18 protein-coding genes and 1 pseudogene are annotated in these 18,473 nt (G+C 70.6%); 7 read left to right on the forward strand and 12 right to left on the reverse strand.

All coding sequences use genetic code 11. The features are described from left to right. Positions 1–1,386 (reverse strand): penicillin-binding transpeptidase domain-containing protein (locus NS3_RS26100; RefSeq protein WP_067865125.1); only part of this gene is annotated, 1,386 nt, incomplete at its 3' end. Positions 1,387–1,537: 151 nt separating this feature from the next. On the opposite strand from NS3_RS26100, the gene crtI reads away from it, so the two are divergent. Together crtI and NS3_RS26110 are read left to right on the forward strand one after the other, a co-directional pair. Next, entirely contained in the window at positions 1,538–3,163 is a 1,626-nt protein-coding gene (gene crtI / locus NS3_RS26105; RefSeq protein WP_084495938.1) for a phytoene desaturase family protein, read from the forward strand. Beyond that, on the forward strand, positions 3,150–4,307 hold the full coding sequence (locus tag NS3_RS26110) for a phytoene/squalene synthase family protein (protein WP_067865048.1): 1,158 nt from the start codon (positions 3,150–3,152) through the stop codon (positions 4,305–4,307). The genes crtI and NS3_RS26110 overlap by 14 nt, the downstream gene beginning before the upstream one ends. Here NS3_RS26110 and NS3_RS26115 read toward each other — a convergent pair. Together NS3_RS26115 and NS3_RS29615 are read right to left on the reverse strand one after the other, a co-directional pair. Continuing rightward, positions 4,304–5,194: an arylamine N-acetyltransferase family protein gene (locus NS3_RS26115; protein ID WP_067865050.1), complete on the reverse strand. Its 891-nt coding sequence runs from the start codon at positions 5,192–5,194 to the stop codon at positions 4,304–4,306. The genes NS3_RS26110 and NS3_RS26115 overlap by 4 nt on opposite strands. A gap of 23 nt (positions 5,195–5,217) precedes the next feature. Further along, positions 5,218–5,397 (reverse strand): hypothetical protein, encoded by a 180-nt coding sequence (locus NS3_RS29615; protein ID WP_067865052.1) that lies wholly within the window; start codon positions 5,395–5,397, stop codon positions 5,218–5,220. Positions 5,398–5,421: 24 nt separating this feature from the next. Between NS3_RS29615 and NS3_RS30210 the strand changes: the two genes are divergently transcribed. Next, positions 5,422–5,526, forward strand: a complete 105-nt coding sequence (locus NS3_RS30210) for a TerB family tellurite resistance protein (protein WP_245649819.1) — start codon at positions 5,422–5,424, stop codon at positions 5,524–5,526. 120 nt (positions 5,527–5,646) lie between these two features. Here NS3_RS30210 and NS3_RS26125 read toward each other — a convergent pair whose 3' ends face one another. After that, complete coding sequence (locus tag NS3_RS26125; RefSeq protein ID WP_067865055.1) at positions 5,647–6,555, reverse strand: alpha/beta fold hydrolase; 909 nt, start codon at positions 6,553–6,555, stop codon at positions 5,647–5,649. A gap of 166 nt (positions 6,556–6,721) precedes the next feature. Here NS3_RS26125 and NS3_RS26130 point away from each other — a divergent pair, with 166 nt between their 5' ends. Together NS3_RS26130 and NS3_RS26135 are read left to right on the forward strand one after the other, a co-directional pair. Beyond that, positions 6,722–7,912 (forward strand): winged helix DNA-binding domain-containing protein, encoded by a 1,191-nt coding sequence (locus tag NS3_RS26130; RefSeq protein ID WP_067865057.1) that lies wholly within the window; start codon positions 6,722–6,724, stop codon positions 7,910–7,912. Between the two features lie 125 nt (positions 7,913–8,037). Then, positions 8,038–8,679, forward strand: a complete 642-nt coding sequence (locus tag NS3_RS26135; RefSeq protein ID WP_067865059.1) for a GNAT family N-acetyltransferase — start codon at positions 8,038–8,040, stop codon at positions 8,677–8,679. 4 nt (positions 8,680–8,683) lie between these two features. On the opposite strand, the gene nadC is transcribed toward NS3_RS26135, so the two are convergent. From nadC to nadA, 3 genes and pseudogenes are all read right to left on the reverse strand, one after another. Continuing rightward, complete coding sequence (gene nadC / locus NS3_RS26140; protein WP_067865061.1) at positions 8,684–9,544, reverse strand: carboxylating nicotinate-nucleotide diphosphorylase; 861 nt, start codon at positions 9,542–9,544, stop codon at positions 8,684–8,686. Positions 9,545–9,810: 266 nt separating this feature from the next. Then, positions 9,811–11,409, reverse strand: a pseudogene (locus NS3_RS26145) (L-aspartate oxidase); the annotation flags it as partial. 39 nt (positions 11,410–11,448) lie between these two features. Beyond that, the gene (gene nadA / locus NS3_RS26150) at positions 11,449–12,492 is read right to left on the reverse strand and encodes a quinolinate synthase NadA (RefSeq protein WP_067865063.1); all 1,044 of its coding nucleotides are present in this window, start codon (positions 12,490–12,492) and stop codon (positions 11,449–11,451) included. A 97-nt stretch (positions 12,493–12,589) separates the two neighbouring features. Between nadA and NS3_RS26155 the strand changes: the two genes are divergently transcribed. Further along, positions 12,590–13,348, forward strand: coding sequence for an NUDIX hydrolase (locus NS3_RS26155; RefSeq protein WP_067865065.1), 759 nt, complete (start codon positions 12,590–12,592; stop codon positions 13,346–13,348). 336 nt (positions 13,349–13,684) lie between these two features. On the opposite strand, the gene NS3_RS26160 is transcribed toward NS3_RS26155, so the two are convergent. The 3 genes from NS3_RS26160 to bioB are packed head-to-tail and all read right to left on the reverse strand — an operon-like array spanning position 13,685 to position 15,664. After that, positions 13,685–14,368, reverse strand: coding sequence for a DUF2567 domain-containing protein (locus NS3_RS26160; protein ID WP_245649820.1), 684 nt, complete (start codon positions 14,366–14,368; stop codon positions 13,685–13,687). Beyond that, positions 14,368–14,595, reverse strand: a complete 228-nt coding sequence (gene bsaP, locus NS3_RS26165) for a biotin synthase auxiliary protein BsaP (protein ID WP_067865073.1) — start codon at positions 14,593–14,595, stop codon at positions 14,368–14,370. Before bsaP ends, NS3_RS26160 begins: the two co-directional genes overlap by 1 nt. A gap of 55 nt (positions 14,596–14,650) precedes the next feature. Then, complete coding sequence (gene bioB, locus NS3_RS26170) at positions 14,651–15,664, reverse strand: biotin synthase BioB (protein ID WP_067865076.1); 1,014 nt, start codon at positions 15,662–15,664, stop codon at positions 14,651–14,653. Positions 15,665–15,942: 278 nt separating this feature from the next. On the opposite strand from bioB, the gene NS3_RS26175 reads away from it, so the two are divergent. Then, a complete protein-coding gene (locus NS3_RS26175) occupies positions 15,943–16,554 on the forward strand; it encodes a TetR/AcrR family transcriptional regulator C-terminal domain-containing protein (protein WP_067865079.1) in 612 nt (203 codons plus the stop codon). 136 nt (positions 16,555–16,690) lie between these two features. Here the strand turns inward: NS3_RS26175 and NS3_RS26180 are convergent, their stop codons facing one another. Both NS3_RS26180 and NS3_RS26185 read right to left on the reverse strand, forming a co-directional pair. Next, positions 16,691–17,392, reverse strand: a complete 702-nt coding sequence (locus NS3_RS26180; protein ID WP_373865343.1) for a DUF8020 domain-containing protein — start codon at positions 17,390–17,392, stop codon at positions 16,691–16,693. 77 nt (positions 17,393–17,469) lie between these two features. Then, a complete protein-coding gene (locus tag NS3_RS26185) occupies positions 17,470–18,402 on the reverse strand; it encodes a PDR/VanB family oxidoreductase (RefSeq protein WP_067865081.1) in 933 nt (310 codons plus the stop codon). Positions 18,403–18,473 lie beyond the last annotated feature (71 nt).

The raw sequence follows: 18,473 nt of genomic DNA on the forward strand, positions 1-18,473 counted from the left end.
CGACGCGGTCACCGTGCCCTGCCCGATGGCGGCCTCCACCCGGGCGGCAGGGGTCTCGGCGGGCGGCGCCGCGCCGGTGACCGTCGTCAGGCCCGGGGTGAGGTAGTCGACGCCGAGACCGAGCTGGGCCGCGGCGCGGGTCAAGCCGTCTGCGGGCAGGTCCACGCCGAGCAGACCCATCGTGGTGTTGCACGAGCGCGCGAAGGCCGTATGCAGCGGGACCTCGCCGAGATCGAAATTGTCGTCGTTGGGAATCCGGCGGCCCTCGATGGTGGCCGCACCCGGGCAAGGCAACACGGTGTCGGCGGTGACCTCCCCGGCCTGCAACGCCGCCGACGCGGTCACGGTCTTGAACGTCGAGCCGGGCGGGTACAGCCCCGACAGCGCGATCGGACCCTGCGCGTCGGCGGCGGGGTTCTGCGCGATCGCCACCACATCGCCCGTCGAGGGCTGGATCGCCACGATCGCGGCGGGCTGGGGCAGCGGCAGGAGCGCGTTCTCGGCCGCCCGTTGCAGACCGAGGTCGAGGGTGGTGCGGATGTCGGCGGTCGGCCGCGGGTTCTCCCCCGCGATGCGTTCGGTGCCTTCGGGGGTGCGGGCGCGCACCGCCCAGCCCGCCGCCGCGTCGGCCTCGCTCTGCCAGAGGTCGGCCAGTCCGGACAGGGCGGGCGAGGCCAGCGCCTTGTCGACGGCGAGCAGCCGGGTCTGCGGCGCGAGCGTGACGCCGGGCAGCGCGGCCAGCTGCGCCTGGATCGGGGCTATGTCCTCGGCACGCAGCGTGATCGCGGTGACGGGCGCGCCCCGCTCCGCCAGATCCGCCCGCAGGCTCTCGGCGGTGATGCCGGGAGCCAGCGGCGACAGCAGTGCGGCCACCGCGGCGGTGTCGGCCTCGGCGGAGACGTTCACCAGCGTGACGATCTGCTCGGTCATCAGCGCACCGCCCGCCGCGTCCAGCACCCGGGCAGGCGCGGAGCGGCCGAGGCCGTAGAACAGCGGCCCTTTGTCCAGACCGGGCGCCAGCGTGGCCGGATTCCACCGGATTTTCGGATCGTCGCCTCCGGTGGCCACGCCGGTGGTGGTGTAGGTCCACTCGTCGCTCGCCGAACCCAGCTTCCAGCTGGCGGCGAGAGTGAACTCGTCCCCGTCGACACCGCGCACCTCGTAGTCGACCTGCGTCCCCAGCCCCTCGTACAGCCCGTTCAGCGTCTCGCCGGCCCGCGCCGGATCGTCGGTGAGCGCGGCGGCGGCCGCGACATCGCCGCGCTCGAGCGCGTCGGCGAACCGGCCCGCGACGGTCTCCGGCTGGTCGGGACCGGAACTGCAGGAGACCAGGACCAGCACAGGTGCGGCGAACAGAACGGCGAGTTTTCTCCGATTGGTACGCACGCGGCCGACGGTACTGGACGTCGGGGGGTACACCGAGGACAAGAAGTCCGCGGTTTCGCCGACGTTCGAAGACCACCGCGCAATTTTGCATCGTTTGTGCATCATTTGTCAGGTAGTCTTCCCGTAGGTACTTCCTCAGGAGGACGAAACGATGCGCACTGTGCACGGCAGAACTGATCGAGTAGTGGTCGTCGGGGCCGGCCTGTCCGGGCTCTCGGCGGCGCTTCACCTGGCCGGACGCGGCCGGGAAGTCGTGGTCCTCGAACGCGACGAGCACCCCGGCGGCCGGGCGGGCAGGCTCGACGTGGACGGCTACCGGCTCGACACGGGTCCGACCGTGCTGACCATGCGCGACATCCTCGACGAGACCTTCGCGGCGGTCGGCGACAGCGTCGATGACAGGCTCGAGCTGCTGCCGATGCACCCGGCCTACGACGCCCGCTTCGCCGACGGCTCCCGGCTGGCCGTGCACAGCGAAGCCGACGCGATGTACGACGAGGTCCGCCGATTCTCCGGCGTCGCGGAGGCCGAACGCTATCTGCGCCTGCGTGATTGGCTGGGACAGCTCTATCGCGCCCAGTACGACCGGTTCATCGCGGCCAATATGGATTCCCCGTTGTCGGTGCTCACACCGTCGCTGGCCCGGGTGGCGGCGTTGGGCGGGTTCCGCTCGGTCGACGCGCAGATCTCGCGTCGTCTGCACGACGAGCGGCTGCGGCGGGTGTTCAGCTTCCAGTCGCTGTACGCGGGCGTGGCGCCGCACCGGGCACTCGCGGTGTACGCCGTCATCGCCTACATGGACACCATCGCGGGGGTCTATTTCCCGAAGGGCGGCGTGCGGGCACTACCCGACGCGCTGGCGGCGTCGGCGGCCGAGGCCGGGGTGGACCTGCGCTACGGCGCCACGGTGACGGAACTGGAGCGCTCCGGTTCACGCATCACGGCGGTGCGGACCGCCGACGGTGAACGGCTGCCCTGTGATGCCGTCGTCCTGACCACCGAACCGCACATCAGCCACCGGCTGCTCGGCCGCGTGCCCCGACGTCCGCTGCCGTTGCGCGCGGCACCGTCGGCCGCGATCATCCATGTCGGCGCGCCCGCCGGATCGGACATCGGTCACCACACCATCAGCTTCGGCGCGGCCTGGCGGGAGACCTTCGACGAACTCGTCGGCAGGGGCGAGACGATGAGTGATCCCTCGCTGCTGATCACCCGGCCGACCGCGACGGACCCGACGCTGGCCCCGCCCGGACACGATCTGCTGTCGGTGCTCGCACCGGTGCCCAACCTGACGGCGCGCCGTGGTGCGCCCGCGCTGAACTGGAGCGCCGACGGCGACCGCTACCTGCGCGAGGTGCTCGCCGTCGCCGCCGAACGAGTCGCGCCGGGGCTCGCGGATTCGGCGCGGATTCTGGCGACATCGACGCCGGCCGACTGGGCGAAGCAGGACATGACGGCAGGCACGCCGTTCAGCTACGCGCACAACCTCGCCCAGACCGGGCCCTTCCGGCCGAACAATTTCCCCCGCTTCGTCGACAACGCGGTCCTCGCAGGCTCGGGGACGACTCCCGGCGTCGGGGTGCCGACGGCACTCATCTCCGGCAGGCTCGCGGCCGATCGCGTCACCGGCGTCACCCGGTCCGGGTCCGTCGCCCTTCCGAGGAAGGTCCGCCATGACAAGATCCGGCAAGACAACATCCGCCATGACACCAACCGCCATGACAGGGTCCACGATGACAAGGTCCGCGATGACAAGGTCCGCCATGACGCAGCGTGAACTCGCCGCCGCCCGGATCACCGATCCCGCCCTTCGCCAGGCCTACACGCGGTGCCGGGAGCTGAACGCGGCGCACGGCCGTACCTACTTCCTGGCGACCCGCCTGCTGCCGCCCGACCGGCGACCGGCGGTCCACGCCCTCTACGGGTTCGCCCGGTATGTCGACGATCTCGTCGACATACCGGGGCGGAGCGCGAGCCCGGAAGCGATCAGCACCCGGATCGACGAGGCCGAACAGCAGCTCACCGACGCTCTCGCCGACTACGGCAACACACCCGGGCGCGGCACTCTCGACGCCGACGCCCGCACCGGCAGGGCTCTCACCGGCAGCGCCCTCGACAGCAGCGCCCTCGACAGCGACGGGCGTGACAGCAGCGCCCTCGACGGCAACGGGAGCGTAGGCGGCGGCAACGGGAGCGAAGGCGGCGGCAACGGGAGCGAAGGCAGTAGCCCCGGTGGCCGGGTGCCGGTCGCACTCGCCCTGGCCGACACCGTGCGCCGCTACGCGATCGACCCGGCGCTGTTCTCGGCTTTCCTGAGCTCGATGCGCATGGACCTGCTGCTGCGCGACTACCCGACCCGCGCCGACCTGCAGCGCTACACCTACGGCTCGGCCCAGGTGATCGGCCTGCAACTGCTGCCGGTGCTGGGCACCGTCACCGACCGCGCCGAAGCGGCCCCGTTCGCGGCCGCCCTCGGTGACGCCTTTCAGCTCACGAATTTCCTGCGTGACATCGCCGAAGACCTCGACCGGGGCCGGATCTACCTCCCGGCCGACGAACTGGCCGCCTTCGGCGTGGACCGAGGCCGTCTCGAGTGGTGCCGCGCCCACGGTCTGGCCGACGCTGCCGTCAGGGCCGCGCTCACCGACCAGGTCGCCACCACCCGCGCTGTGTATCGCAGAGCCGCACAGGGCATCGAGATGCTCTCACCGTGGGCGCGGCCGTGCGTGGCCACCGCGTACACGCTCTACTCCGAAATCCTGAACCGCATCGAGTACCTGGATTACAACGTGTTCGCCCGCCGGGCCACCGTCGGCGCGACCCGCAAACTCCGCGTCGCGGGACCGGCGGCCGCCCGTGCCTGGTGGGTGCGCCGCTCGCTTCCGTCGGAGCCCGCGCGGACCGCTCGACCCACCAGTTAACCGGTCGCCGCGCGCGGTCGATCGAATCGCTCGATCCACTCCCCCGTGGTCAGCGCGTGGGCGTCCTCGTCGGTCAGGTCGATGCCGAAGACGTCCCTCAGCACCCCGGGAAGTTCGCCGGTCTCCAGTTCCCGCGACTCGGCAGTGCCGTCGGGCCGTTCGGAGGTCAGGGTGTGCCCGTCGAGGACGTGACGAACGTCCGGGAGGAACCGCTGGACGAACGGGCGCATCGTGAACGGCGAGCGCGGCGAGGTCGAGACGAAGTGGTTGCCCACCTCGTAATCGATGCGGTACTGCGGATTCGTGGTGAAGGTGTGCCGCTCGATCCAGCCGTCCTTACCGAACTGGTGCAGCGCCCACAGGTCGGTCCCGAGCGCACCGGCACGGCGCTCGAAGCGGAAGCGCCACTGCCCCAGCGAGAATTCCGCCGGCCGGGCGCGCAGCTCCCACGGCTCGGACGGCCCTTGGCCGAACCCGACATCGCAGATCCACACCCGGTCGTCGTCGGAGGTGGTGACCCGCAGCAGCGCGTGCGTGGCGGGCCGTACGGCGACCGCCCCCATCGTCACGCGGGCGCTGAGCCCGGTCACCCCGAACCCCAGCCGCTCCAGCGCGGCCGCGAAAATACTCACGTTCTCGTAGCAGTACCCGCCGCGCCCGCGCCGGATCATCTTGTCCTGCACCTCGGCCGGTCCCAGCGGCACCGGACGCCCGAACAGCGCCTCCAGATTCTCGAACGGCAGGGTGGTGGTGTGCTGGTGGACCAGTTCGCGCAGCGTCGCGACGGTCGGCGCGCGCTCGCCGGTGAATCCGATCCCGGCCAGATAGCCGTCCAGGTCCAGTTCCTCGCCTTTCCACCGGTAGCTGGGATCCACGGGTTCATCCATCGGACACCTCGTTTCGTCGTCGCTCACTCCTGCGACAACTCCGGGTCGGTGCCGGGCATTCCGTCCCTGCTCACAGCACGGCCCGCCACGTCGATCTGTAACCTTCCGCTCGTCCGCCGGAACGAGTCGTCGCGTCCCGGCCCTTGCTCGCGGGAGTTCTCCATGTCTTTCATCAACAAGCTGTTCCACAACGCCGACAACATCTCCCGTCTGTCCGGATCGGCATCATGATCGCCGATGCCGACGGCCGCCTCGACATCGCCGAGATCCACGCCGTGCGCGAGGCGTGCGCCGCGCTGAACATCCCCCCGATGCTGGATCTGCCCGGCTGACACGCCCCTGCCCCGCGGGTTACCCGTCGCGCAACGGGCAGGCGGTACAGGAGCAGGAACCCACCGCAGCGGCACATGATGCCGCAGGAGAAATCCCGGCCGTTCACGGCCGGGAGGACGTCAACGCCGTTCTCGGTCCGATCGCCGGTCGAGCGCCGCCGGATCGTGGCTGTCCACGAACTCCAGCAACCGGGGGATCACCCGCTCGGGGATCGCCCAGATCAAGTCGTGCCCGACACCGGGATAGATCTCGATCTCTGCCGAAGGAACCCGCTGCCGGACCAGATTCGCCACCGACTCGGCATCGTGGACCACCGACTCGGCGCCGAACAGCACCAGCAGCGGCGCGGCGATGGCGGCGAACCGCTCGGCGGGCAACGGGCGCGCCCACGGCATGCCGGGTCGGAATGCCAGGGCGCTCAACGTCAGAGCCCACTCCTCTTCGGTGGGTCGGATGGTCGGCGAGAGCCACTGGTTGAGCTTCTCCAGCTTGGCTCTGCTCGGGCGGAATCCAGCGAACAGGAACTTGCGCAGCACCTTCCACGGTGGCCGAGCGAAGGTGGCCGGCGACGGCTCGAGCAGGCTGATGCCCGCCAGCCGGTCGTCGCCCGCGGCGCCGATCACGGTGACAAGCCAGGCGCCCGCCGAGTAGCCCGCGAGGTGGACCCGCTCGACACCGAGACCGGTGATGAGCTGAGTACCCCACTCGGCGATATCGCTCTCGTCACGTATCGGAGCGGTCTGCTCGCCGCGGCCCGCCCATCCCAGGACGTCGCTGGTGTACACGACACGATCGCGAGCCAGTTCCTCGATGAACGGCTCCCAGAACATGGCATTGCCACCGATACCCGGCAACAGCAGCAGCGGCGTGCCCGCGCCCGCTCCCGACTTGCGCACCCGCGTCGTCCCGAACGAGGTCGCGATGTCGAGATCGGTCGACGGGACCGGCCAGCGGGCCGCCACGGCGTCGTAGGCGCGCAGGAATGTGGCCTTCTCCGTCTCGTCGGTGAAGTGTCCGAGCTTCGGCATTTCTCCCCTTACGTCGCTCTTGATGATATGAATGTACCACCAAAATGATATGCGCATACCAATTCATTCCCCGCGGCGCGGGCGAGGCGGCGCCGAAACAACGACCGTCCGACGGCCGGACTCCAACGGGATGCCCGATGTCGCCACGGCACAGTAGAATCCGCACATGCGTTCGATCAGCGTCGAGGAACGACGAACCCGCCTGTCCGCACGCCACCGCCTCGACGCGGGCGCGCGCACCGCCCCCGCCGCCGACGATGTCGCCGGAATCGTGCGCTCGCTGGTCGCCCTGCACGCCACCGATCCCGCCACGGTCCACCTCTCGGTCGCCGCCCGCTCCGCGACGGTGAAACCCGCCGACATCGAGCGCGCCCTCTACGAGGACCGAACCCTCGTACGACTGCTGGCGATGCGCCGCACCATGTTCGTGGCGCCGGTGGACTTCCTCGGCGCACTGCGTTCCTCGGTGACCGACGCGCTGGCGGTCAAGCAACGGCGCACCTACTGCAAGTTGATCGAGCAGGCAGGCGTGGTGGACGGCGACGTGGCGGCGTGGTGGGCCGAGGTGGAACGCGAGACCCACGACGCGCTGCTGTCCCTCGGCGCGGCGACCGGCGCGCAGTTGAGCAAGGCGGTGCCGCGGTTGCGAACCGCTGTCGACGCCTCGCCGGGGAAGGCGTATTCGCGGCCCACCAATATCACCACGTGGATGCTGGTCGTGCTCGGCGCCGAAGGCAAAATCGTGCGTGGCAGACCCAAAGGCAGCTGGGCGAGCAGCCAGTACAGCTGGGAGCCGATCGAAACCTGGCTGCCCGACGGCATACCCGATGTGCCGGCCGACGAGGCCCGGGCGGAAGTGGTGCGCCGCTGGCTGACCGCGTTCGGACCGGCCCCGGTCCCGGACATCAAGTGGTGGACCGGATGGACTGTGGCACATGTTCGTTCGGCGCTCGCCCGGTTGGACACCGTCGAGGTGGACCTGGACGGTGTCACCGGGGTGGTCCTGGCCGACGACGTCGAACCGGCACCGAGCGTCGAACCGGCGGCCGCGCTGCTGCCCGCGCTCGACCCCACCCCGATGGCCTGGCAGTCCCGCGAGTGGTTCCTCGGCCCGCACGCGGGCGCGCTGTTCGATCGCAACGGCAATATCGGGCCGACCGTCTGGTGGGACGGGCGCATCGTCGGCGGCTGGGCCCAGCGCGGCTCCGGCGAGATCGTGTTCCGCCTGCTCGAGGACGTCGGTGCCGAAGCCGAAGCGCGGGTCGCCGCCGAGGCGGAGCGCATCGGGGCGTGGTTCGGCGACCTCCGCACCATCCCCCGTTTCCGCACCCCGCTCGAACGCGAACTCACCGCCTGATGCCACCGCCCCACGATGCTTGCGTCCCATCGGCATCGGGTCAGCACGTCGTGCGGACCGCTCGAGCCCGATCCGATTCGGCGCTGCGGGACAAGCTGTTTCGATCGTCGGGCTAGATTGGCGGGATGGAGATACGGCAGGTGACCGAAGACGACCGGCCCGCACTGCGTGAGCTGTTCACCCGAGCCGGTGCGGGCTCCCCGACCGACAACCTCTGGGGCGACCCGGAAACCGAGGCCACGGCGTATCTGTATCCGTACCTCGAACACGAGCCGGAGTCGTTGTTCGTCGCCGTATCCGATGACGGCGAGCTGCTGGGCTACCTGACCGGTTGTGTGAACAGCGCCGCGTTCCCCAGCGAAGAGAAGCGCATCGACCAGGCCATCCGCAACCCCCGGCTGCTGCTACGCCCGACCGCGGTCGGCTTCTTCGCCAGGGCTGTTGTCGACGCCTTGTCCGCGAAGCTGCGCGGACAGCCCGTGGTGGCCGACTTCACCGATCCGCGCTGGCCATCGCACCTGCACATCAATGTCGCGCCCGAGGCCAGGGGCACCGGCGCGGCAGGCGCACTGATAGACCGTTTCCTCGCGCACGCGAAAAGCGCCGGATCACCGGGCTGCCATTTGCAGACCGTCGTCGAGAACCCCAGGGCCGTACGGTTCTTCGAGAAGATGGGCTTCACCCCGCACGGCGAGACGCCGCCGATTCCCGGCCCGCGCTTCGAGGGCGCGAAACTGCACCAGCTGACGATGGTGCGCGCGCTGTGACCCCTTACATGTCCAGACCGAGGTCGAGCACGCCGACCGAGTGGGTGAGCGCGCCGACCGCGAGGTAGTCGACGCCGGTGCGGGCGTAATCGGCGGCCACGTCCAGGGTCAGCCCGCCGGAGGACTCCAGCTTCGTCCGCGGGGCGACGGCATTGCGGCGCTGCACCGCGGCCTGAGTCTGCCACAGCGGGAAGTTGTCCAGCAGAACCAGTTCCACGTCCTCGGCGAGCACCGCGTCGAGTTGTTCGAGGCTGTCCACCTCGACCTCGCAGGCGATGTCGGGGGCGAGTTCGCGCACCGCCCGCAGCGCCGCGACCACCGAGCCTGCGGCGACCACGTGGTTGTCCTTGATCAGCGCGGCGTCGCCGAGGCCCATCCGGTGGTTGACGCCGCCGCCGACGCGCACCGCGTATTTCTGTAGCGCGCGCAGGCCGGGCAGTGTCTTGCGGCTGTCGCGGATCGCGCACCCGGTGCCCTCGACCGCGTCCACCCAGGCGGCGGTGGCGGTGGCGATGCCCGAGAGGTGGCAGATCAGGTTCAGCATGGTGCGTTCGGCGGTCAGCAGGCCGCGGGTGGGCGCGACCACGCCGAGCACCGACTGCCCCGGCTCGACCCTGGTGCCGTCCGGCACGCGGTCGGTGATCTCGTAGGCGCCCGCGCCGATGACCTCGTCGAGCACCAGCAGACCGATGTCGATGCCGGCGACCGTGCCCGGCCGGCGGGAGACCACCGAAGCCTTGCTGGTGGCGTCGGCGGGGACGGTGGCGTTGGTGGTGACATCCGGTCCGTAGCGCAGGTCCTCGTCGAGCGCGGTGCGGATGAGGGTCAGCACGGCGTCGCGGTCCAGAGCGGCGTCCAGGGCCATGGGGGCACTCCTGTTCTCGTGGTCGTCGGGCGGCCTCACGGGACGGCCGCGAGTTCGGGGCCGTCGGGATCACCGGCCGGCGGGTCGGGAAGGCGCAGACCGGAAAGGGCGGGGCGATCGGGAAAGCCGGACAGATCGGGACGGCCTGACAGATCGGGAAAACCGGACAGATCGGGACGGCTGGGCAGATCGGGACGGCTGGGCAGATCGGGACGGCTGGGCAGATCGGGACGGCTGGGCAGGTGGAGCGAGTCCAGCAGGTCGGGGTGTCCGTCGGGATCGAGGCGGATCGCGGTGGGGCGGCGCAGTTCCGGGTCCGTTGCCGGGTAATCGGTGCGGGTGTGGCAGCCCCGGCTCTCGGTGCGCGCGGCGGCGGCCAGCAGCAACACCCGCGCGGTCAGGGTGAGCGCACCGTCTTCCAGTTCGGCGATCCGCCGGTCGGCCGATTCCGCCGCGGCCACGGGCGGTTCGCCTGCCGCGGCCGACCTGGTGCGGGAGTAGCGGGAGGACAGGTCACGCAGCACGGCGGTCTCCAGTCGCCTGCTCGCCTCGGCCAGCCCGTCGCCGTCGCGGACGACCGCGGCATGGGTGGTCATGATCTGCTGGAGGGCGGCGCGCGGCACCCGTGGCATGGCGCGGGTGTGGATCTCGGTCACCTCGGCGGGGACCTCGCGGCGTTCGGCGACGGCCGCGCCCACCCGTTCACCGACGACCAGACCTTCCAGCAGACTGTTGGAGGCCAGGCGATTCGCCCCGTGCAGTCCGGTCCGCGCGACCTCGCCCGCCGCGTACAGCCCCGGCACCCCGGTGCGTCCGTGCGGGTCGGTGACCACACCGCCGCACTGGTAGTGCGCGGCGGGCGCGACCGGGATCAGATCGGCGCGCGGGTCGATCCCGGCCGCAGAACACGATGCGGTGATGGTCGGGAACCGGTCGGTGAATCCGTCGATGGCACGCGCGTCGAGATACACGTGGTCGGTCCCGAGATCGCGCATCCGGGCCGCGATCGCCTTGGACACCACGTCACGCGGAGCCAGATCGCCGCGCGGATGCACCCCCGCGGTCACCGACCGGCCCGTGCCGTCGACCAGCACCGCCCCCTCGCCGCGCACCGCCTCGCTGATCAGCGGGCGACGGCCGATGCCGCCGGGGGTGTGCAGCACGGTCGGATGGAACTGCACGAATTCCAGATCCGCGACCGCCGCGCCCGCCCACAGCGCCAGCGCGACACCGTCGGCCGTCGCGCCGGGCGGATTGGTGCTCAGCGCGTAGAGCTGCCCCAATCCCCCGGTGGCCAGCAGCACGGCCGGGGTGTGCACGACGCCGAACCCCGCGTCCGACACCGCGATCACACCCTGCACGCCGTGCGGCCCGGTGACCACCTCGCACGCGGCCGCGCCGAAGAGCACCGGCAGCCCGGCCGCGTTCAGCGCCCGCTGCACCTCCGCGCCGGTGGCGTCGCCGCCGGCGTGGATGATGCGCCGGGTGCTGTGCCCGCCTTCGCGGGTACGGGAGATCTGCCCGTCGCGGCCCAGGTCGAACACCGCGCCCAGATCGGTCAGCGCCTCGACCGCGGCCTGTCCGCCCTCGACGATGGAGCGCACGGCCGCCTCGTCACAGAGCCCGCCACCGGCGTCCACCGTGTCGCGGACGTGCGATTCCACCGAGTCGCCGTGCGGGGCGACCACCGCGATACCGCCCTGCGCGTACTGCGTGGAGGTGTCGGTGGGGCCGCCTTTGCTCAGTGCCAGCACCCGCAGTCCGCGCAGCGAGGCGGTGCGTGCCGCCGTCAGTCCCGCCACGCCGCCGCCGATCACCACCAGGTCGGCCGTGGCCTCCCATTCGATCGTCGCCGGAGCCGTCATGTTCTCGCGCCTTTCGCTCCGAGCGCCGTCAGCGACGGTTCACTCACCGCCGCCGGGATTGCCGATTTCGATCATCCGCTGCACCGAATTGCGGCCCAGCGCGGCGGTCTCGGGATCGACGTGCACTTCGTCGGCGCCTTCGACCAGGCACCGCAGCAGCGCGGCCGGGGTGATCATCTTCATGTACGGGCACGACGCCCGATCGTTGACCGCCTGGAAGTCGATGCCGGGGGCGGCTTTGCGCAGCTGGTGCAGCATGCCGACCTCGGTGGCGACGAGCACCTGGCTCGACTTGGCCGTCTTGGCGGCGTCGATCATGCCGCCGGTGGACAGGATGTGCACCCGGTCCGCGGGGAACGAGCCCTCGCCCGCCAGATACAGCGCCGAGGTGGCGCAGCCGCACTCGGGGTGCACGAACAGCTCGGCGTCGGGGTGGGTGCGCGCCTGCTCGGTGAGCTCCTCGCCGTTGATGCCCGCGTGCACGTGGCACTCGCCGGCCCAGATGTGCATGTTCTGCCGGCCGGTGACCCGCTTGACGTGCGCGCCGAGGAACTGGTCGGGCAGGAACAGCACTTCGCGCTCGGGATCGATGGAGGCGACCACGTCGACCGCGTTGGACGAGGTGCAGCAGATGTCGGTGAGCGCCTTGACCTCGGCGGTGGTGTTCACATACGACACCACGACCGCGTTCGGGAACTCCGCCTTCCACGCCTGCAGCTCGTCGGCGGTGATCGAATCGGCCAGCGAGCATCCGGCCCGCTGATCGGGGATCAGCACCGTCTTCTCCGGGCTCAGGATCTTCGCGGTCTCGGCCATGAAGTGCACGCCGCAGAACACGATGGTGTCCTCGGGAGCTTCGGCCGCGATCCGCGAGAGCGCCAGCGAGTCACCGACGTGATCGGCGATGTCCTGGATCTCGGGCAGCTGATAGTTGTGCGCCAGAATGGTCGCGTTGCGCTCACGGGCCAGGCGCTTGATCTCCTCGGCCCATTCGGGCGTCGCCGCCACACCGGTGTACCCGGTCGGCCCGTCGACCACCTGTTCCATCAGCGCAGGCGCGGGCTGCACACCTGTTGTCGCCATGACGGCTCCCTTCCTCGTGCGGCCGCCGACGCCCGTATCCGTGTCACGCGACGCTGCGATTCGCACCAAACCAGGTTTTCGACTTACAATCGAAAACGTGCCCCATAGTAACACTGTTCACGAAACACTCACCGCGGTGTTCCAGGTTCGCCGCTTCGCCGACGGGAAATCCGCAGGTGGGCGCCATGTGATCGGCGCTACCGGGGCGCAGCGGAGTGCGAACGGCGGTCGTCGCCCCGAACTGGCCGTCCTGTTGTGGGAGCGTGCGCTCGATCCCCAGAAGGGCACCTGGTCGCTGCCCGGCGGTCGCCTGCGCGACGACGAAGACCTCGACACCTCCGCGGGCCGCCAGCTCGCGGAGAAAGTGGACGTGCGCGAGCTGGCCCACCTCGAGCAGTTGTCGGTCTTCAGCGACCCGGATCGCGTCCCCGGCCCGCGCCGCATCGCCTCGGCCTATCTCGGCCTGGTCCCGCTGACCGCCGAACCGGAACTGCCCGACGACACCGCCTGGCATCCGGTTTCCGCACTCCCCCGCATGTCCTTCGACCACGGCACCGTCGTCGAGCACGCCCGTACCCGGCTGGCCGCCAAACTCTCCTACACCAACATCGCCTTCGCCCTCGCCCCGGCCACCTTCACCATGTCGGTTCTCCGCGAAATCTATTGCGCTGCACTGGGATACGACGTGGACACCACCAACCTCCAGCGCGTGCTCAACCGCCGCAAGGTCATCGTCCCCACCGGCGACACCGCCGCACCGGGACGCGCGGGGGGCCGTCCCGCCGCCGTCCATCGTTTCACCGACTCCGGTTTGCGCGTCACCGACGAATTCGCCGCGCTGCGCCCGCGCGTCTGATGATCACACCGGACGGCGGGCCCGCGTCCGCTCGCATCGACGTCCCCGCGACGCGAGCATCCGCCGGGTCGCGGGTGCTATCCGTCGTGTGATCGATCGCGGTGCTTGTCGGTCCTGCGGTATCGCCGCTTGCTCGGAATCGGCTGCGCCGCACCGGATCGCCGTAGCTCGTGCCGACGCCGCCAGGCCACCAGATCGGGGCGCTCCACGGTCCGCGCGACGGTCGCATCGTCGCCCGCTCGAAGTCCACTCATGTCCTCACCCCCTCGGAGGGCGAGGTTAGGCGAGGGGCGGGCAGCCTCGCGACCGAATTTCCCGCTCGGAGCCGGCGACCGGTCAGCGAGCCCGATCGGCCTCCGGCCGTGACGTCGCACCGGCACCCGGCTGCGGATACAGCAGATGCCGATGGTGACCCCGGACCGCACCGGGCGAGTCGAACGCGGGAACCGCACTCCACTGCGGCGTCGGCACGCTGTGCCCGAAGGCGCTGAGGTAGCCGGTGCCGAGGTCGTCGGAGGTACTCAACGCCGCGAAGAACAGCACGACCAGCGAGGCGATCAGCGGTTGCACGAGCAGCGCCAGACCGGTCCCCACCCCCGTGGACAACGTGACGACGGTCCCGACCGCCGGATCGTCGGCACGCGGATGCAGCAGATCGGCCACCGTCTCACCGCTGCGGGCCATCGCGTACGCCCCGACGAGCGAGCCCGACAACAGCCCGAGCTGCAACAACGGCCCACGCACCGGACGCAGCAGCCGCCAGACGGCGACCGCGGCGACCAAGCCGGTGACCGCACCGAAGCAGACGAAGATCGCCACCGCGTCGAACTGGTGCAGGCTCTCCCCGAGCAGCGCCGACCCGCGGTCGGGCTGGGTGACCACCAACTGCTGGGTCGGCGACACCAGGCCCCACAGGGCGCCCACCACCAGGCTGACCGCGACCACGGCAGCGGCCACCAGCAGACCTGCCGCGACTTCCCTGCGCACCCCGGGCTCGCGAATCCCGCCGCCCGCCACCATCAGCGGTGTTCCAGCCGCTTCGAATCGAGTACGCCGTGCCGCGAGCACTTCGCCCACCAGCCGTCCGGGCTCACCTGCACGATCATCCGCCTGCCGCACTCCTCGCAGAAGCGCGGCGGCTCCAGACCGAGGGCGGCCGCGGCGGGCACGGCGTCGTCGACACCGGGCACGATCCGTTTGCCGGTGAACGGGTTGTAGCGCTCGTCCATGTCCACGACATTACTCATGGTCGCCCCTGTTCATGGTCGCCCCACTCATGGCCGTCTCCCCCGTTTCGCCGGTTCAGAGCGTCTCGTTGAGCGCCTTGATCGGCATCTTCAGCTCGCCGAGCAGGTCCAGATCGGACTCGGCCGGACGGCCCAGCGTGGTCAGGTAGTTGCCGACGATGACGGCGTTGATGCCGCCGAGGATCCCCTGCTTGGCGCCGAGGTCGCCGAGGGTGATCTCACGACCGCCCGCGAAACGCAGGATGGTGCGCGGCAGGGCCAGGCGGAACGCGGCGACGGCCTTGAGCGCCTCGGCCGCGGGCAGCACCTCGAGATCGCCGAACGGGGTGCCCGGGCGCGGGTTGAGGAAGTTCAGCGGCACCTCGTCGGGCTCCAATTCGGCCAGCTGGGCGGCGAATTCGGCGCGCTGCTCGAGCGTCTCGCCCATGCCGAGGATGCCGCCGCAGCACACCTCCATGCCGGCCTCGCGGACCATGCGCAGGGTGTCCCAGCGCTCCTCCCAGCTGTGCGTGGTGACCACGTTCGGGAAGTGCGACTTGGCGGTCTCGAGGTTGTGGTTGTAGCGGTGCACGCCCATGGCGGCCAGCTGGTCGACCTGCTCCTGGTTCAGCATGCCCAGCGAGCAGGCGACCTGGATGTCGACCTCGTTGCGGATGGCCTCGACGCCGGCGGCGACCTGTGCCATCAGCCGCGCGTCCGGACCACGCACGGCGGCGACGATGCAGAACTCGGTGGCGCCGGTCTTGGCGGTTTGCTTGGCGGCCTCGACCAGGCTGGGGATGTCGAGCCAGGCGGCGCGCACCGGCGACTGGAACAGGCCCGACTGCGAGCAGAAGTGGCAGTCCTCGGGGCAGCCGCCGGTCTTGAGGCTGATGATGCCCTCGACTTCCACCTCGGGGCCGCACCACTTCATCCTGACCTCGTGGGCCAGCGCGAGCAGCGCCTCCAGCCGGTCGTCGCCGAGGCGCAGCACCGCGAGGGTCTGCTCATGGGTCAGTCCCTCGCCACGCTCGAGCACCTGCTCACGCGCGATCTCGAGAATGTCGGTCTGAACGGGTGCCTGGGTCACGGCGGAATTCCCTTCGGGCGGGACTCGAGGTCGACGGAAACGACCCCTCGACCGAGGTGGTCGCACAACTTGAACAGCGTTCAGGCTAAGCTTGAACAGCGTTCAGGTTAGGGGTAGCGACCGGTGTGAGTCAAAGCACCTGCCGGACGGTCCATGGATCGCCGCCGAGGCGAATCCGAGCAACCGCCGGGGCGGATTGCGGCAATCGCCGGGGCGGCCCAGGGTCGCACCGGGTAGCGTCGAGGCCCCGCCGGAGTAGCCAGGAAGGTGACGAGCGAGTGCAACTGCACAGAGCGGACGTGGTCGAGGGCGCGATCGCCATCCTCGACGAATACGGTCTGGCCGATCTGACGATGCGCAGGCTGGCCGGTTCGCTGAAGGTGCAGCCCGGCGCGCTCTACTGGCACTTCCCCAACAAGCAGGCGCTGCTCGGCGCGGTCGCCGACCGGATTCTGGAGCCGATGGACGACCCGGTGGCCGCGCAGAGCTGGTCCGGCCAGATCACCGAACTGGCCCACCGCCTGCGCGACTGCCTGCTCGCCTATCGTGACGGCGCCGAACTCGTTTCGGCCACCTACGCCTCCCGTCTGACCACCAGCAAGGGCCGCGAGCGCTTCGCGGGAGCGGCCATCCGTGCCGGAATGCCGCGTCCGGAAGCCGAACTCGCCGCGTACACCCTGCTGTACTACGTCCTCGGCCAGACCGTCGACGAGCAGGCCCGCATGCAGATGGACGCGGTGGGCGCGCTGCCCGAGACCACCCCGGCAGACTCCGGCTCCCCCGATGCCGCGCCGTTCGCCGAAACCACCGACGCGACGGCCCGTTTCGACTTCGGACTGCAGTTGTTCGTCGCGGGCGTGCGGCAACTGCTCGGCAGCCGGGTGCGCTGACCCGATCCCGGCCGGCGCGCTCGACCCGGCAACCGAGAACGAGCAGCCCGGTCGGCGAAGACAGGACGGTCACCGACGGGAGCCCGGTCGGGAGGCACGATGCCCACGCCGACCGGACTCCTGTTGTCGTGTCTACTTACTTGGCCGGAGGCTGCGGCGCGGGAGAGTTGATGGTGGTGAAGTACTGGATGGCCGCGCCGATCGCGACCGGTGCGGTGACCAGCAGCTGACCCGCGAGCGTGCCGAGGGCGCCGACCGCGAGCACGCCGCCGATGCAGCCGATGGCCGCGGCGGGCACGAACGGCCCGAACAGACCCACGATGGTCGCCGACGCGACGGTCGCGCCCGCGATGCCGCCGAGCACGCAACCGACGGCCGCGCCACCGAGGCCGCCGACCACGGTGCCGATGGCAGCACCCATGGAGATGGTGCTGGTCAGCCTGCTCCAGGCCGCCACCTCACGGTCGTACTCGTTCTTCCAGGGAGCCTTGTCCTCGAAGGGCAGCGCGACCGGCTTGAACACCGCGTGCTCGCGATCGAACTGCGGGGTCAGCGTCACCGTGCGGTCGGCGATCTCGGCCGCGATCGGGAACTCGAAATCGTCGATACGGAAGCTCAGCGGCATGCCGGCGAGCACACTGCCGTCGACGGCCTTGATCTTCAGCGCCGAATCCTCGACGACCAGCGCACCCTCGTCGATGCTGATGATGCTCTGGGTATCGGTGGCGTGGGCGGTGAAATCGACGATTCCATCCCCACTCGGAGCCGCGCCGGCGGTGCCGGACGCGATTCCGCATGCGGCGACCAGGCCCGCGGCCACCGCAACAATCTTCCTCATCCTGATGTGTCCTCTCGATTTTCGTGACGACGGCGCTGTGCGCCGTATGCCGGCGGCCGGAGCGGCCACCGGACAGTTCAGAGGTCGAGCACGAGCAGATCCCGCTCGGCTCGGGAGACGCAGAGCATCATGGTTGTGCCCGCGGCCCGCTCCTGGTCGTCGAGCACCGAGTCGCGGTGCTCGACGGCGCCGGCGAGTACCCCGGTCTCGCAACTGCCGCAGGTGCCCTCGCGGCAGGAGGTGATCACCTCGATGCCCGCGGCCGCGAGCACGTCGACGATGGACTGCCCCGGCGCGACGCGGAAGGTGCGCCCGTCCCCGGCCAGCCGGACCTCGAAGGCCCGTTCCACGGTCGGCTCGGCCGGTCGGGGCGCGAAGCGCTCGACGTGCACGGCGATGCCGCGGCGGGCGCCTTCGGCCTGGGTCGCGGCGAGCAACGGTTCCGGGCCGCAGCAGTAGACGACAGCGCCGGGGTGACGGTCGAACAGCTCCGCGATCGGCAACAGCCCGGTCTCGTCCTGCGGCAGCAGCGTGACGCGCGGGCGCAGGCCGGCGAGAGTGTCCGCGAAGGCCATGTGCGCTCGGCTGCGGCCGCCGTAGTACAGCGACCAGCGGGCGCCGGAGGCCTCGGCGGCATGGGTCATCGGCAGCATCGGGGTGATGCCGATGCCGCCGGCCAGGAACAGGTACTCCGGCGCGTCGACGAGCTCGAAGTTGTTGCGCGGCGCGGAGACGCGCAGCAGGGAACCCGGCGTCGCGGTGCGCCGCAGATGATCGGAGCCGCCGCGGCCCTCGGGCTCGTGCAAGACCGCGATCCGCCAGCGGGTCCGGTCGCCCGGGTCGCCGCACAGCGAGTACTGGCGCACTCCGGCGGCGCCCACGGCGACGTCGATGTGGGCGCCCGGGGTCCAGGTCGGCAGCGGCGCACCCGAGGCGTCGGCGAGTTCGAGGGAGAACACGCCATCGGCCTCGTCACGACGTGCGGCCACCCGTGCCGTGATGTCGTTCATCTGGTCTCCTCACCAGCCGGTGTCTCGCGACCACCGTCACCGGAAACCAGCGCACCCGCAGCACGCGAACA

Source organism: Nocardia shimofusensis NBRC 100134, from assembly GCF_001613125.1.
GTDB lineage: Bacteria > Actinomycetota > Actinomycetes > Mycobacteriales > Mycobacteriaceae > Nocardia > Nocardia shimofusensis.

Bases quoted from the DNA above. Each gene is read 5' to 3' on its own strand.
- NS3_RS29615 (WP_067865052.1), bottom strand. From the start codon at position 5,397: ATGTTGTCGGCGTTGTGGAACAGCTTGTTGATGAAAGACATGGAGAAC.
- nadA (WP_067865063.1), bottom strand. From the start codon at position 12,492: ATGGCGACAACAGGTGTGCAGCCCGCGCCTGCGCTGATGGAACAGGTG.
- bsaP (WP_067865073.1), bottom strand. From the start codon at position 14,595: ATGAGTAATGTCGTGGACATGGACGAGCGCTACAACCCGTTCACCGGC.
- NS3_RS26185 (WP_067865081.1), bottom strand. From the start codon at position 18,402: ATGAACGACATCACGGCACGGGTGGCCGCACGTCGTGACGAGGCCGAT.
- NS3_RS26110 (WP_067865048.1), top strand. From the start codon at position 3,150: ATGACGCAGCGTGAACTCGCCGCCGCCCGGATCACCGATCCCGCCCTT.
- NS3_RS26180 (WP_373865343.1), bottom strand. From the start codon at position 17,392: ATGAGGAAGATTGTTGCGGTGGCCGCGGGCCTGGTCGCCGCATGCGGA.
- NS3_RS26135 (WP_067865059.1), top strand. From the start codon at position 8,038: ATGGAGATACGGCAGGTGACCGAAGACGACCGGCCCGCACTGCGTGAG.
- NS3_RS26160 (WP_245649820.1), bottom strand. From the start codon at position 14,368: ATGGTGGCGGGCGGCGGGATTCGCGAGCCCGGGGTGCGCAGGGAAGTC.
- NS3_RS26125 (WP_067865055.1), bottom strand. From the start codon at position 6,555: ATGCCGAAGCTCGGACACTTCACCGACGAGACGGAGAAGGCCACATTC.
- NS3_RS26130 (WP_067865057.1), top strand. From the start codon at position 6,722: ATGCGTTCGATCAGCGTCGAGGAACGACGAACCCGCCTGTCCGCACGC.
- NS3_RS26115 (WP_067865050.1), bottom strand. From the start codon at position 5,194: ATGGATGAACCCGTGGATCCCAGCTACCGGTGGAAAGGCGAGGAACTG.
- NS3_RS30210 (WP_245649819.1), top strand. From the start codon at position 5,422: ATGATCGCCGATGCCGACGGCCGCCTCGACATCGCCGAGATCCACGCC.
- nadC (WP_067865061.1), bottom strand. From the start codon at position 9,544: ATGGCCCTGGACGCCGCTCTGGACCGCGACGCCGTGCTGACCCTCATC.
- crtI (WP_084495938.1), top strand. From the start codon at position 1,538: ATGCGCACTGTGCACGGCAGAACTGATCGAGTAGTGGTCGTCGGGGCC.